At 67.3% G+C, this 13,190-nt stretch carries 16 protein-coding genes; 10 read left to right on the top strand and 6 right to left on the bottom strand.

Going from position 1 to position 13,190, the window contains the following annotated elements:
- Nucleotides 1-2: 2 nt before the first annotated feature.
- A complete protein-coding gene (locus HZF05_RS11700) occupies nucleotides 3-287 on the bottom strand; it encodes a chorismate mutase (RefSeq protein ID WP_160366540.1) in 285 nt (94 codons plus the stop codon).
- Between the two features lie 100 nt (nucleotides 288-387).
- On the opposite strand from HZF05_RS11700, the gene HZF05_RS11695 reads away from it, so the two are divergent.
- The 4 genes from HZF05_RS11695 to HZF05_RS11680 are packed head-to-tail and all read left to right on the top strand — an operon-like array spanning nucleotide 388 to nucleotide 4,565.
- Nucleotides 388-1,404, top strand: coding sequence for a polyprenyl synthetase family protein (locus tag HZF05_RS11695; RefSeq protein ID WP_160366539.1), 1,017 nt, complete (start codon nucleotides 388-390; stop codon nucleotides 1,402-1,404).
- A 32-nt stretch (nucleotides 1,405-1,436) separates the two neighbouring features.
- On the top strand, nucleotides 1,437-1,676 hold the full coding sequence (locus tag HZF05_RS11690; RefSeq protein ID WP_160366538.1) for a glycosyltransferase family protein: 240 nt from the start codon (nucleotides 1,437-1,439) through the stop codon (nucleotides 1,674-1,676).
- 60 nt (nucleotides 1,677-1,736) lie between these two features.
- Nucleotides 1,737-4,205 (top strand): ATP-dependent helicase HrpB, encoded by a 2,469-nt coding sequence (gene hrpB, locus HZF05_RS11685; protein ID WP_160366537.1) that lies wholly within the window; start codon nucleotides 1,737-1,739, stop codon nucleotides 4,203-4,205.
- A 54-nt stretch (nucleotides 4,206-4,259) separates the two neighbouring features.
- The gene (locus tag HZF05_RS11680) at nucleotides 4,260-4,565 is read left to right on the top strand and encodes an ETC complex I subunit (protein WP_160366536.1); all 306 of its coding nucleotides are present in this window, start codon (nucleotides 4,260-4,262) and stop codon (nucleotides 4,563-4,565) included.
- A 4-nt stretch (nucleotides 4,566-4,569) separates the two neighbouring features.
- On the opposite strand, the gene HZF05_RS11675 is transcribed toward HZF05_RS11680, so the two are convergent.
- From HZF05_RS11675 to HZF05_RS11660, 4 genes are read right to left on the bottom strand one after another with little or no spacing between them, the layout of a single operon-like run.
- A complete protein-coding gene (locus HZF05_RS11675; RefSeq protein ID WP_160366535.1) occupies nucleotides 4,570-5,106 on the bottom strand; it encodes an NUDIX hydrolase in 537 nt (178 codons plus the stop codon).
- Nucleotides 5,103-5,768, bottom strand: coding sequence for a TPM domain-containing protein (locus HZF05_RS11670; RefSeq protein WP_160366534.1), 666 nt, complete (start codon nucleotides 5,766-5,768; stop codon nucleotides 5,103-5,105). The genes HZF05_RS11675 and HZF05_RS11670 overlap by 4 nt, the downstream gene beginning before the upstream one ends.
- The gene (locus tag HZF05_RS11665; protein ID WP_160366533.1) at nucleotides 5,768-6,622 is read right to left on the bottom strand and encodes a TPM domain-containing protein; all 855 of its coding nucleotides are present in this window, start codon (nucleotides 6,620-6,622) and stop codon (nucleotides 5,768-5,770) included. The genes HZF05_RS11670 and HZF05_RS11665 overlap by 1 nt, the downstream gene beginning before the upstream one ends.
- 10 nt (nucleotides 6,623-6,632) lie before the next feature.
- On the bottom strand, nucleotides 6,633-7,223 hold the full coding sequence (locus tag HZF05_RS11660) for a LemA family protein (RefSeq protein WP_160366532.1): 591 nt from the start codon (nucleotides 7,221-7,223) through the stop codon (nucleotides 6,633-6,635).
- Nucleotides 7,224-7,352: 129 nt separating this feature from the next.
- Between HZF05_RS11660 and mscL the strand changes: the two genes are divergently transcribed.
- The 6 genes from mscL to HZF05_RS11630 all read left to right on the top strand — a co-directional run bounded on the left by mscL (nucleotide 7,353) and on the right by HZF05_RS11630 (nucleotide 12,512).
- On the top strand, nucleotides 7,353-7,805 hold the full coding sequence (gene mscL / locus HZF05_RS11655) for a large conductance mechanosensitive channel protein MscL (protein WP_160366531.1): 453 nt from the start codon (nucleotides 7,353-7,355) through the stop codon (nucleotides 7,803-7,805).
- 129 nt (nucleotides 7,806-7,934) lie between these two features.
- Nucleotides 7,935-8,303 (top strand): hypothetical protein, encoded by a 369-nt coding sequence (locus HZF05_RS11650; protein ID WP_160366530.1) that lies wholly within the window; start codon nucleotides 7,935-7,937, stop codon nucleotides 8,301-8,303.
- A 56-nt stretch (nucleotides 8,304-8,359) separates the two neighbouring features.
- Complete coding sequence (gene truB, locus HZF05_RS11645; protein ID WP_160366529.1) at nucleotides 8,360-9,265, top strand: tRNA pseudouridine(55) synthase TruB; 906 nt, start codon at nucleotides 8,360-8,362, stop codon at nucleotides 9,263-9,265.
- A 12-nt stretch (nucleotides 9,266-9,277) separates the two neighbouring features.
- Nucleotides 9,278-9,547: a 30S ribosomal protein S15 gene (gene rpsO / locus HZF05_RS11640; protein WP_110156635.1), complete on the top strand. Its 270-nt coding sequence runs from the start codon at nucleotides 9,278-9,280 to the stop codon at nucleotides 9,545-9,547.
- Between the two features lie 158 nt (nucleotides 9,548-9,705).
- On the top strand, nucleotides 9,706-12,057 hold the full coding sequence (pnp, locus tag HZF05_RS11635) for a polyribonucleotide nucleotidyltransferase (RefSeq protein ID WP_160366528.1): 2,352 nt from the start codon (nucleotides 9,706-9,708) through the stop codon (nucleotides 12,055-12,057).
- 74 nt (nucleotides 12,058-12,131) lie between these two features.
- Nucleotides 12,132-12,512, top strand: a complete 381-nt coding sequence (locus HZF05_RS11630) for a hypothetical protein (protein ID WP_160366527.1) — start codon at nucleotides 12,132-12,134, stop codon at nucleotides 12,510-12,512.
- 3 nt (nucleotides 12,513-12,515) lie between these two features.
- Here the strand turns inward: HZF05_RS11630 and HZF05_RS11625 are convergent, their stop codons facing one another.
- Nucleotides 12,516-13,085 carry an ABC transporter substrate-binding protein gene (locus HZF05_RS11625; protein WP_246331947.1) on the bottom strand — a complete coding sequence of 190 codons (570 nt, stop codon included), beginning with the start codon at nucleotides 13,083-13,085 and terminating at the stop codon, nucleotides 12,516-12,518.
- Nucleotides 13,086-13,190: the final 105 nt, after the last annotated feature.

Raw genomic sequence — 13,190 nt, 5'->3', positions numbered from 1 at the left:
GGTCAGCCCGCTTCGCGCACCCGTTCGTGGTGGCGGATCACCTCGTCGATGATGAAGCGCAGGAACTTCTCCGAGAAATCCGGATCGAGATGCGCCGATTGGGCGAGCGAGCGCAGCCGGGCGATCTGCTGTTCCTCGCGGCCCGGATCGGCGGGCGGCAGCTTCGCTTCCGCCTTGTAGCGGCCGACATCCTGCGTGATCTTGAAGCGCTCGGCGAGCAGGAAGACGAGAGCCGCGTCGATATTGTCGATGCTCTCGCGGTAGCGCTTCAGCGTCTCGTCGGTCATGCGGCCCGTCCCGTATAAGTCGGCGCCCTCTTCGCGGGCACGCGCGCGACATGCAAGCCCAGCTTGCCTTTACCCGCATCAAGCGCCAGAGGGGCGCGACATGACCGCGACCGTCCATCCCCTTCTTTCCGGCGCCGCCACGCCCTCGCTCGATCCTTTGGTGTCGCTGATCGCGGCGGACATGAACCACGTCAATGCCGAGATCCTCGCGCGCATGCAGAGCGAGGTGCCGCTGATCCCCGAGCTCGCCGGCCACCTGATCGCGGGCGGCGGCAAGCGGATGCGCCCGATGCTGACGCTCGCCTGCGCCAAGCTGCTCGGCTACGGCGGCACGCGCCACCACAAGCTCGCCGCGACGGTGGAGTTCATCCATACTGCGACCCTGTTGCACGACGACGTAGTCGACGGGTCGGGCATGCGCCGCGGCAAGCGCACCGCCAACCTGATCTGGGGCAATCCCGCGACGGTGCTGGTCGGCGATTTCCTCTTCTCGCGCTCGTTCGAGCTGATGGTCGAGGATGGGTCGCTGCGTGTGCTGCGCATCCTCTCCAGCGCGTCGGCCATCATCGCGGAGGGCGAGGTGGCCCAGCTCACCGCCCAGCGCCGGATCGAGACCGACGAGGATCGCTACCTGCGGATCATCGACGCCAAGACCGCTGCCTTGTTTGCCGCCGCCTGTCGCATCTCCGCCGTGGTCGCCGAGCGCGACGAGGCGGACGAGCTGGCGCTCGACAGCTACGGCCGAAACCTCGGTATCGCCTTCCAGCTGGTCGACGACGCGATCGACTATGCCTCCGACGGCACGACGATGGGCAAAGACACCGGCGACGATTTCCGCGACGGCAAGGTCACTTTGCCGGTGATTCTGGCGCATGCCAGAGGCGACGAGACGCAACGCCGGTTCTGGAAGGATGCGATCGAAGGGCGCCGCACCTCGGACGAGGATCTCGCCCACGCCATCCGACTGTTGGAGGAGATCGGAGCGGTCGCCGACACGCTGGCGCGTGCCCGCCATTACGGCCAGCGGGCGATCGCGGCACTGGGGCGTTTCCCGGACGGCCGCGCCAAGTCGGCGCTGATCGAGGCGGTCGAGTTCGCGGTGGCCCGCGCTTATTAGAAACCCGTCCATGCTCAACGCGTTGTCTCCTCATGGACGATACGCAACGAGAGGGTCGCGATCTGGTCGGCGAGGTACGCGAGGCAGCGGCGCGACATAAGGTAAGCTGGGGCCTGCTGGTGCCGAGCCCCCATGTCGTGGATCTCGGCGCCGAACATATCGAGGAAATGGCCTATCAGGACATGGCCGACGCCAAGCGCCGCCTGCGCGATCACATCTGTGCGACCTATGGGATCACGGCAGCCGAACTGTGCAGCCTGGCGAGCCTGTGAAAGGGCATCCCGTCCGGTAAATGGTTGCGACACAGGCCGGGCGAAGCCTATCCCGCCCCCGTGACCGATCTCCCGATCCACACTGTCCTGCCCGATCTGCTGGCTGCCCTGCGCGCCGGATCGTCGGCGGTGCTCGTCGCGCCGCCGGGTGCGGGCAAGACGACGGCGGTGGCGCCGGCCGTGCTCGGCGAACCATGGTGCGACGGAGAAATCCTGCTCCTCTCTCCCCGCCGCCTCGCCGCGCGGGCAGCCGCCGAACGGATGGCGCAACTGGCCGGGGAGCCCGTGGGCCGGACCTTCGGCTATGCCACGCGGCTGGATACGAAGCGTTCCGCCGCGACGCGCGTGACGGTGCTGACCGAAGGCATCTTCCGCAACCGCATTCAGGCTGATCCCGAGCTGGCGGGCGTCTCGACGGTGCTGTTCGACGAGGTGCACGAACGCAGCCTCGACAGCGATTTCGGCCTCGCTCTGGCGCTCGACGCGCAGGGCGCACTCCGGCCGGACCTGCGGCTGGTAGCGATGTCGGCGACGCTCGACGGCAAGCGTTTCGGCCAGCTGATGGGAGAATCCACGCCGTTGATCGAAAGTTCGGGGCGAAGCTTCCCGGTCGACCATCGCTACCTCGGCCGCGATTCGCGCCAGCGGATCGAGGATGCTGTCGCCGTCGCCTGCCGACAGGCGCTCGCGGACGAAGTCGAGGGGGGCGTCCTTGTCTTCCTGCCCGGCGTCGCCGAGATCGAGCGCACTGCCGAGCGGCTGGATCGGCTGCCACCGAACGTGGTGCTTCATCGCCTCCACGGCAGCCTCGATCCCGCCGAGCAGCGCGCCGCCATCGCGCCGTTAGCGCCGGGCGTCCGCAAGCTGGTGCTGGCCACCTCGATCGCCGAGACCAGCCTGACTCTCGACGGCGTGCGGATCGTGGTCGATTCGGGGCTGGCGCGGCGCCCACGCTACGATCGCGCGGCCGGCGTGACGAGGCTCTCCACAGAACGGGTCAGCCAGGCGGCGGCGACGCAGCGCGCGGGCCGCGCGGGACGGCAGGCGCCGGGGGTGGTCTATCGCCTGTGGGAACAGGCGGCGACCGCCGGGCTACCACCCTATGATCCGCCCGAAATCCTGGAGGCCGACCTCTCCGCATTGCTGCTCGACTGCGCGATCTGGGGCGTCGCCGATCCGGCCGAACTCCGCTGGCTCGATCCGCCGCCGGCCGCTGCGGTGGCCGAGGCGCGGACGCGGCTGCGGGCACTGGGTGCGATCGATGGAGATGGCCGGCCGACGCCCCACGGCAAGGCGATCGCCGTTCTGCCGTTGCCGCCGAGGCTGGCGCACATGCTGGTCGCGGCCGCGCCGCTTGGGCTAGCGGATGTCGCGGCCGAGACGGCGGTGCTGATCTCCGAGCGCGGGCTGGGCGGCGACACGGCCGATCTGTCCCACCGCCTCCAGCGCTGGCGCGGCGAGCGCGGGAAACGAGCCGAAGCGGCGCGAGGTTTGGCGAGACGCTGGGCACGGTTGGCGGCTGATGGGAATTCGGCAGCCGGCGTCGCGATCGGGGAGGCGCCGGGCCTCTGCGTCGCGCTCGCCTACCCCGACCGCATCGCACGGCGCCGCGATGCCTCGGGTGAAACATGGGCCAGCGTCGGCGGGCGCGGGTTCAGGCTCGATCCGCTGTCTCCGCTGGCGCGCGAGGAGTGGCTGGCGGTCGCCGAGACGCAGGGCATCGCCGCCGGTGCGCGCATCGTCTCCGCCGCACCGATCGACCGTGCCGCGATCGAGCAGCTGTATGGCGACCGCATCGCGGAGGTCCGCGCCGTCCGCTGCGATCTCGCGACCGGCGGCATCGTCGCGACCCGCGAGCGGCGGCTCGGCGCGCTGAGGCTCGGCGGCGGGCCGGACGACCGGCCCGATCCCGTCGCCATCGCCGGGGCCTTGCTGGAGGGCGTGCGGAAAGGCGGGCTGTCGCTGCTGCCGTGGCCCGAAAGTGCCGCCCGGCTGCGCGAACGCGCCGCCTTCGCGCGCCGCTTCGACGAATCGCTGCCCGATCTCTCCGACGAGGCCCTGATCGCGGCGCTGGACGACTGGCTTCCGCCGCTGGTCGAGGGCCGCCGGCGCCTTGATGCCCTCTCGCCCGGCGATCTCGCGGGCGCCCTGCAGCGCCTGCTCGGCTGGGATGGCGGCCGCATCACCGATCGCCTGGCCCCCGATCGGCTGTCAACACCCGCCGGCAGTTCGCATTCGATCGACTATGCGGCGGACGGCGGCCCGACCGTCGAGCTGCGCCCCCAGGCGCTCTTCGGCCTTTCGACTCACCCGACCGTGGGCGACGGGCGTGTGCCGGTGATCCTCTCGCTCACCTCGCCGGCCGGCCGGCCGATCCAGACGACGCGTGACCTGCCCGGTTTCTGGTCGGGCAGCTGGGCGGCCGTCGCCAAGGAGATGCGCGGGCGCTACCCGCGCCACCCCTGGCCGGACGATCCCGCCGCCGCCGATCCGACGCTCAGGACCAAGAAGGCGTCCCAACGCTCTTGACGCGACCAAGCGCCCTGCGGCATCGCAGCATCACGCTTGCAAGGGATTTGGACGATGGCCGCGCGCATCTACCAGCGGATCAAGAACGCCATGCAGTCGGGCCGCGCCAAGGTCGGCACCTGGACGCTAGAGTTCGAGCCGGCCGAGGCCAAGAAGCCCGACCCTCTCACCGGCTGGGCCGGATCGGGAGATACCAAGGATCAGGTGCGGCTGACCTTTCCCTCGCTGGAGGCGGCCAAGGCCTATGCCGATCAGCACGGCATCCCGGCGACGGTGGTGGCGGGGCACGATCGCTCGCTCAAGCTACAGGCCTATGCCGACAATTTCTCGGCCGGCCCGATCACGCCCGCAGGCGACTAAGTCCTCAGGCGCCGGCGAGGATGCCGGCGCCGAGCAGCAGCAGCAGCTTCACGTCGATCATCGTGCCGGCGGCGCGCTTGTCCGCCACGAACTCCGCGGTGTCGGATAGCGGCACGCGATGGACGGTGATATCTTCGCCCGGCACGCCGCCGCCTTCGCCGACCTTGTTCAGGCCCACGGCGCGGACCAGCGAGAAGGTTTCGGACACCATCCCCGGCGACGAGGCGAACTCGCCGATCATGTCGATCCGTGCCGGCCGATAGCCGGTCTCCTCCTCCAGCTCGCGCGCGGCGGAGCCTTCGATCGTCTCGCCAGCATCGTGATCGCCGACAAGGCCCGCGGGTAGCTCCAGACAGGGTCGACCCAGCGGCACACGGAACTGCTCGACGAGCAACACATGCCCATCGTCCACCGCGACGATCACGGCGGCGCGAATGCCTCGCGCGCGGCCGACATATTCCCATTTACCGCGCTGTTTGGCGGTGATGAACCTGCCCTGCCAGCGGATTTCTTCAGGCGCGTCGGTGTCGGGATCGGTCATAGCAGGATCAGGCGGTCCGGAAGCTCGTTGGTGTCGTCCGGCGAGCGGGGGAAATGCTCGGACAGCACCTGCCCGATCTGGCCGATCGACGCCACCATCCCGTCGCCGGGGCGATCATCCTTCACCGCGTCGATCAGGGCGGCCATCGCCGCGCCCCAGGTCTCGGGCGTCACCTTCGCGCTGATCGCGGCGTCGGCGATGATCTCGGCGCGATGCTCAGCAAGACTGAGATAGAGCAGCACGCCGGTCTTCGCCCGCGTGCGATTCTCGGTGGCGAGGCGGAAGAGCAGGAGCGCGCGGCGGCGCACGCGGCGAGCCTTGGTGCCGTGGGGCGTGAGCGCGAGGCGGATGGGTTTCAGGCCGAAGATCCACCGCGCGATCAGGAACTTCACCGCCAGCGCGACCAGCAGGATCGCGATCAGCTCGCCCGGTGTCCACGTGTCCCAGCCGCCGGCGACGATGTCGAGCAGCAGGATCAGCCGCCCCGGTATCGCCGCGACCACGGCGACGGCCAGGAACAGCACCAGCACTGCCCAGTGCAGCACGACGTCGTTATAGCTGTCCGATTGCTCGGCGACGACGGTGACGATCTCGCCGTCGCTGTTCGCCTCGGCGGCGGTGACGGCCTGCCCGATCCGGATGCGATCCGCTTCGTTGAACATCACCAGCTCCCCGAAGAACCGCCACCGTCGAAGGAGCTTCCACCGCCCCCGCCGCCGGTAAAGCCTCCGCCCATCCAACCTCCGCCTCCGGAGTCGGAAGACCCGCCGCCGCTCCAGCTGCTACCGCCTCCCCAACTGCTGGAGCGACTGTTAAGCGCGCTATCGACCGCCCACAGCCATATCGGCCAATTCGAGCCTTGATAGCGCTGGCCATAACGGGCGCGACGGACGAAGCCTGCGATCACCACCCACGCAACAATAATCAGCCAGAAGATCAATGCGCCGGGTACACCGCCGTCCGATGATCGCTTATGCTCCTTGTCCCACGCAGCGACGGCAGCCTGCTCCTTTGCGTGTGCCTGATCGTCCGGCATCGACAGGATTTCGATGATGGCATCGGTGCCCGCGTCGATGCCGCCGGGCATATCGCCCGCTTTGAATGCTGGACGGATTTTTGAGTTGATCACCACGCTGGTGTAAGCGTCGGTAAGCAAGCCGGAGACCCCGCTTGCGGTCTCGATCCCGACTTTGCGCTCATTGGGTGCGACTAATAGGATCGTGCCGTTGCCAGCTGCCTTGAGCCCAACATCCCAGGCACGGCCGAGCTGATACCCGTAATCTTGGATATCGTCTCCTTCGAGGCTGGAGACGGTCGCGACCACGAGCTGCTTGCCGGTCCTTTTCTGAAAAGCCTCCAGCTTCTGCTCCAGCGCCACCTTGCGATCGGCAGGCAGGATATTGGCCTGATCGACCACCAGCCCGGAGAACGCTGGAAACGCCAGCGCCCAGGCCGGCGTGCCGAGCAGGGTCAGCAGCGCCAGCACGACGATCCGCATGCGCAGGGTCAGCGACATCGCTGCAGCCTCAGAACTTCACGGTCGGCGCGGTCTCGGCGTTGGGCGTGGTAGCGGTGAAGGGGGTGATCGGCTTGGCCCCATAGACCACCTTGGCGGTGATGCTGTCCGGGAAGGTGCGGATCTGCGTGTTATAGGCCTGCACCGCCGCGTTATAGTCGGATCGCGCCACCGCGATGCGGTTCTCGGTCCCCTCCAGCTGCGATTGCAGCGCGAGGAAATTCTGGTCAGCCTTCAGGTCCGGATAGGCCTCGTTCACCGCCAGCAGCTTGCCGAGCGCGCCGGACAGCTGATTCTGCGCGTCCTGGAACTGCTTCATCTTGTCCGGATCGGTGATCTGATCGGCATTGACCGTCACCTGGGTCGCCTTGGCGCGCGCATCGACCACGGCGGTCAGCGTCGTCTGCTCGTGGGTGGCATAGCCCTTCACCGTGGCGACGAGATTGGGGATCAGGTCGGCGCGGCGCTGATACTGGTTCTGCACGTCGGCCCACTTGGCCTTGGCATTTTCCTCGGCGGTGGGGATGGCGTTGACCCCGCATCCCGCCAGCAGCAGCGCGGCAAAGGGGGCGGACAAGGCCAGGCGACGACGAAGGATCATGACATCAACACTCCCAAGCGTGTGATGGGACTAATACAGTCCTCGATACGCCTCGGCAACGTATGCCCCTTGCCCCGGAGTTTCAAACCGTTAACCTCGATTATCACTTGAATTGCAGGAGGGCGTGCCATGTTGAAGGAATTCAAGGCGTTCATCATGCGGGGCAATGTCCTCGATCTCGCGGTCGCGGTGATCATCGGCGCCGCGTTCGGCAAGATCGTGACGTCGCTGACCGAGGACGTGCTGATGCCGCTGATCGGCAAGATTTTCGGCGGTCTCGATTTCTCGGGCTATTTCCTCATTCTCTCGCCGGAGAAGGTACCCGTCGCGCTGCAGGGATCGAGTGACTATGCCGCGCTCAAGAAAGCGGGCGTGCCGCTGCTCGGCTATGGCGAGTTCATCACCCAGGCGGTCAACTTCCTGATCGTCGCCTTCATCATCTTCCTGATCATCAAGGGTGTGAACAAGGCGATGACGCTCACCGCCAAGGAGCAAGCGGCGACCGAGGCCGCGCCCGCGCCGGATTCGGCCGAGGTGATCCTGCTGCGTGAGATCCGGGATTCGCTGAAGGCGCGGCCGTAAACTTCTCGTCATTGCGAGGAGCGGAGCGACGCGGCAATCCATGAGCGCCGCGCTTGTGGCTCTCGATTGCTTCGCTTCGCTCGCAATGACGATGTAAGAAGGGCGTCTGTCGTTGCGCGGAGATGCCCCATGCGCCTGTTGCTTGCCCCGCTGCTCGCCCTGTCCGCCGCGCCCGCCTTGGCGGTGCCGGTCGCGCCCGAGGCGCCGACGGGACCGGAAGTCTCGATCCCCTTCTTCGGGCAGGACGGGATGAGCGATTATCGCATCGACGGCACGCGCGGCATCTACCTGCTCTCCGCGACCGACGGGAAATGGTATTATCTCCACGTCCAGCCGAACTGCCCGAGGCTCGCCCAGGCGCAAGGCTTTGGCGTCGACACCGCCGGGCCGGGCGGGCCGCTCGACAACAAGGCGGTGATCGTGGTGGAGGGGCAGCGCTGCCTGCTCTCCTCGGTTACCCGCTCGCCGGTGCCGCCGGGCTACAAGACGTTGAAATAGGGTTTGGGGAAGTGAGGCTTGCGGGCGGAGCGCGACGGCCCTAGGGCGCCGCTCCCATGACGCAGGACAAGACCGCCCTCCACGGCTGGCTGGTGATCGACAAGCCGGTCGGCCCGGGATCGACCGATATGGTGTCGCGCGTGAAGCGGACGCTTCGCGACGGCGGCTATGCCAAGGTGAAGGTAGGCCATGGCGGGACGCTCGATCCGCTGGCGTCGGGCGTGCTGCCGATCGCGCTGGGCGAGGCGACCAAGCTCTCCGGCCGGATGCTCGATGCGGACAAGGCCTATGCCTTCACGGTGCGGTTCGGCGAACAGACCGATACGCTCGATCTCGAAGGCAAGGTAATCGCCACGTCGGACGTGCGGCCGACCTTGGCGGCTCTGGAGGCGGTGCTGCCGCGCTTCACCGGCCCGATCGAGCAGGTGCCCCCGGTTTATTCCGCGCTCAAGGTGGACGGCCAGCGCGCCTACGACCTCGCAAGGGCGGGCGAGGACGTGGCGCTGGCGAGCCGCAGCGTGACGGTGCATTCGCTCGGGATCGAGGATGTCGGTGCCGATGAGGCGACGCTCCTCGCCACCGTCTCCAAGGGCACCTACATCCGTAGCCTCGCACGCGACATCGCCATCGCGCTCGGCACCGTCGGCCACGTCACCATGCTCCGCCGCACCAAGTCCGGCCCGTTCACGCTCGAACAGGCGATTTCGCTGGACTCCTTGGCCGAACTCGCTAAGGCCCGCACCCTTGAACAGGCACTACTGCCATTGAAGGCAGGGCTGGACGACATCCCGGCTCTCGCCCTCACCCCCGATCAGGCAGGGGCGCTCCGCCAGGGGCGTCCGGTGATCGGGATCGCCAAAGTTCCGGGCCTTTACTTCGCGACCGCCGGGTCTGTTCCGGTCGCCCTCGTCGATAGCGACGGGATCGAAGTGAGGGTGGTTCGAGGCTTCAACCTCTCATGAAGGAGTAACCCGATGTCGGTAACCGCAGAGCGCAAGACGGCGCTGATCGAAGACAATGCCCGCACGTCGGGCGATACGGGTTCGCCCGAGGTGCAGGTCGCGATCCTCACCGAGCGGATCAAGAACCTCACCGAGCACTTCAAGACCCACGCGAAGGACAACCATTCGCGCCGCGGCCTGCTGATGCTGGTGAACAAGCGCCGCAGCCTGCTGGACTATCTGAAGAAGAAGGACGTCCAGCGCTACGCCGATCTGATCGGCAAGCTCGGGCTCCGCAAGTAAGAGTTTCGGACGGCCCGCCTCTGGCGGGCCGTTTCGCATGGAGGGCATGGCAATCCGGCCAATCGCCCTCGGGAGCCGGACAGACTCCGAACCGCCGCGGGCCGGCTAGCCCGCAAGTAGGTCCCGGCCGACATCGGGTCGCCGGAGAAGGAAACCAAATGTTCGATACCAAGAAGGTGGAAATCCAGTGGGGCGGCAAGACCCTCACGCTGGAAACGGGCCGCGTCGCCCGCCAGGCCGACGGCGCGGTGCTCGCGACGCTCGGCGAGACGGTCGTGCTGTGCGCCGTCACCGCCGCCAAGTCGGTGAAGGAAGGGCAGGACTTCTTCCCGCTCACCGTCCACTATCAGGAGAAGTATTTCTCCTCCGGCCGCATCCCCGGCGGCTTCTTCAAGCGCGAGCGCGGCGCCACCGAGAAGGAGACGCTCGTCTCCCGCCTCATCGACCGCCCCGTGCGCCCGTTGTTCCCGGAGGGCTTCTACAACGAGATCAACGTCATCGCCCAGGTGCTGAGCTATGACGGCGAGAACGAGCCGGATATCCTGGCGATGGTCGCCGCCTCGGCCGCGCTCACCATCTCGGGCGTGCCGTTCATGGGCCCGATCGGCGCCGCGCGCGTCGGCTACAAGGACGGCGAGTATCTCCTGAACCCGACCGACGCCGACGTCGCCGCCGGTTCGCTCGATCTCGTCGTCGCCGCCACGCAGGACGCGGTGATGATGGTCGAATCCGAAGCCAAGGAGCTTTCGGAAGAGGTCATGCTCGGCGCCGTCATGTTCGCGCACGACGCCTGCCGCGAGGTCATCGGTGCGATCATCAAGCTCGCAGAGAAGGCGGCCAAGGATCCGTGGGAGCTGAAGTCCGGCGACGACAATTCGAAGGTCAAGGCCGAGCTCAAGAAGCTGATCGGCAAGGACATCGAGAAGGCCTACAAGCTGGTCGACAAGTCGGCCCGCTCGAACGCGCTGAACGAGGCGCGTGCCAAGGCGAAGGCCGCCATGGCCGACAAGAGCCCGCAGGAGCAGATGGTCGCCATCAAGCTCGTCAAGAAGCTCGAGGCTGAGATCGTGCGCGGCGCCATCCTGAAGGACGGCACCCGCATCGACGGCCGCACCACCACCCAGATCCGCCCGATCGTGGCCGAGGCGCACTTCCTGCCGCGCGCGCACGGTTCGGCGCTGTTCACCCGCGGCGAGACCCAGTCGATCTCCACCTGCACCTTGGGTACCAAGGAGAGCGAGCAGATGATCGATGGCCTGACCGGGCTGCGCTACGAGCATTTCATGCTCCACTACAACTTCCCGCCTTATTCGGTCGGTGAAGTGGGTCGCTTCGGCGCGCCGGGTCGCCGCGAAGTGGGTCATGGCAAGCTGGCGTGGCGCGCGCTGCACGGCGTGCTGCCGACCAAGGAGGAGTTCCCCTACACGATCCGCCTGACCTCCGACATCACCGAGAGCAACGGCTCCTCGTCGATGGCGACGGTGTGCGGCGGTTCGCTCGCGATGATGGATGCCGGCGTGCCGATCAAGCGCCCGGTCTCGGGCATCGCGATGGGCCTGATCCTCGAAGGCAAGAAGTTCGCCGTCCTCTCCGACATCCTCGGCGACGAGGATCATCTCGGCGACATGGACTTCAAGGTGGCCGGCACGTCCGAAGGCATCACCACGATGCAGATGGACATCAAGATCGCCGGCATCACCAAGGAGATCTTCGAGACCGCGCTGCACCAGGCCAAGGAAGGCCGCGCTCATATCCTCGGCGAAATGGCCAAGGCGCTCGACCACACTCGCACCGAGCTTTCGGCCCACGCGCCACGCATCGAGACGATGTCCGTTCCCAAGGACAAGATCCGCGACGTGATCGGCACCGGCGGCAAGGTGATCCGCGAGATCGTCGCCACCACCGGCGCCAAGGTCGACATCGACGATGACGGCACCGTCAAGATCTCGTCGTCCGACACGGCGCAGATCGAGGCCGCGATGAACTGGATCAAGGGCATCGTCGAGGAGCCCGAGGTCGGCAAGATCTACAACGGCAAGGTCGTCAACATCGTCGATTTCGGCGCCTTCGTGAACTTCATGGGCGGCAAGGACGGCCTCGTCCACGTCTCGGAGATGAAGAACGAGCGCGTCGCCTCGCCGAAGGACGTCGTGACCGAGGGCCAGGAAGTGAAGGTCAAGGTCCTCGAGATCGACCAGCGCGGCAAGGTCCGCCTGTCGATGCGCGTCGTCGATCAGGAGACCGGCGCCGAGCTGGAGGACACCCGCCCGCCGCGCGAGCCGCGCGAGGGTGGTGACCGTGGCCCCAGGGGTGATCGGGGCGGCGAAGGCCGTGGCGATCGCGGCCCGCGCCGCGACGGCGACCGTGGCGGCCCCCGCCGGGATCGCGGTGGCGACCGCGGCGGTGACCGTGGCGATCGCGGCCCGCGTCGCGAGCGCTCGGGTGGCGGCAACGATGACGGCCCCGCGCCGGACTTCGCGCCTGCCTTCCTGACGCGCGACGACGACTGATCGGCGCTAACCGGCTGACGAAGAAGGGGCGTCCGGCGACGGAGGCCCCTTTTTTCGTGGCCGATGGAGAGACGATGGGCGGGCTGGCGGGTTGGTCCGCCATGAAGATCGCTATTGCCTGCTTAGCCGCCGCCGTCGTGGCCGGCCTGTCCGCCGCCCCTGTCGAGGCGAAATCACCGATCAAGCACTGCTATCTCGCCGTCGACGGGAAGGTGCGCGTCAACAATCCGTGCCAAGTGTTCCCCCTGGGCGGCCACAGCTACACGCTCAACACGTGGGACGGCGGCAAGCCAAAACGCTCGCACTTCGCGCAGGTCGACGCCAATTCCGACGGCACCGGCGACGCGACATGGAACGCCGATCCCAACGACGACCACGCGCTCGATCCGCTTGGCACAGTGCGTTGGGTGAAAGGCTGCTGGATCAACCGACGCGCTAAAATCTGCGCACGATAAAACTCACTTCACCGCGTCGAGCTGTGCCAGCTTCTTCACCAGCGCCGGCAACCCGCCGCTCTGGATCGTCGTCGCAAGATCGGCACGCTGGAGGGCCAGGTTGCTGACTCCGCTGGAGATGACATCGACGATCTTCCACGTGCCCGCCGACTGGCGCATCCGGTAGTAGAGCAGGTCCGTACCGATCGTAACCTTCACCACCCGGTCCGGTCCGCGTGCGATCACCTTGGGATCGACCGTGAACGGCGTGCCGTCATAATCCTTGAAATTACGGGCAAGGCTCACCGCCGAATGCCGCGTCAGCGCCGTTATCGCCGACGCCTTGTCCGTCGCCGACGCGCTTGCCCAGGCCGGGCCGGCGACGAGACCGGCGATGGTCGGCATGTCGTAATAGGCCTTCACGATCGGCTCGAAACGATCGGCACGCGCAGCCGTGCCCAGCTTCGCCTTCATTACCCCGATCACGGCATCGTCATAGGCGCCGATCCGCGCCGCGGGCTCGCTTGCGTCCGCGTGGGCCACCGCCGGCGCGGCGAGCGTCATCAGGGCGAAGATGCGGAAAGCGTGTTTCAAGGTCGTCATCCTTTGGTCAGCGGGGCTTCATGGTGCCTGTCGCCATAACGCCGACTGAACAAGCTCGGTCCGTGTGGCTTCCGTGTCACTTTCGCAACCGCGGCG

This window comes from Sphingomonas chungangi, from assembly GCF_013778325.1.
Taxonomy (GTDB): domain Bacteria; phylum Pseudomonadota; class Alphaproteobacteria; order Sphingomonadales; family Sphingomonadaceae; genus Solisphingomonas; species Solisphingomonas chungangi.
This window is presented reverse-complemented; position numbering and strand designations above follow the sequence as displayed.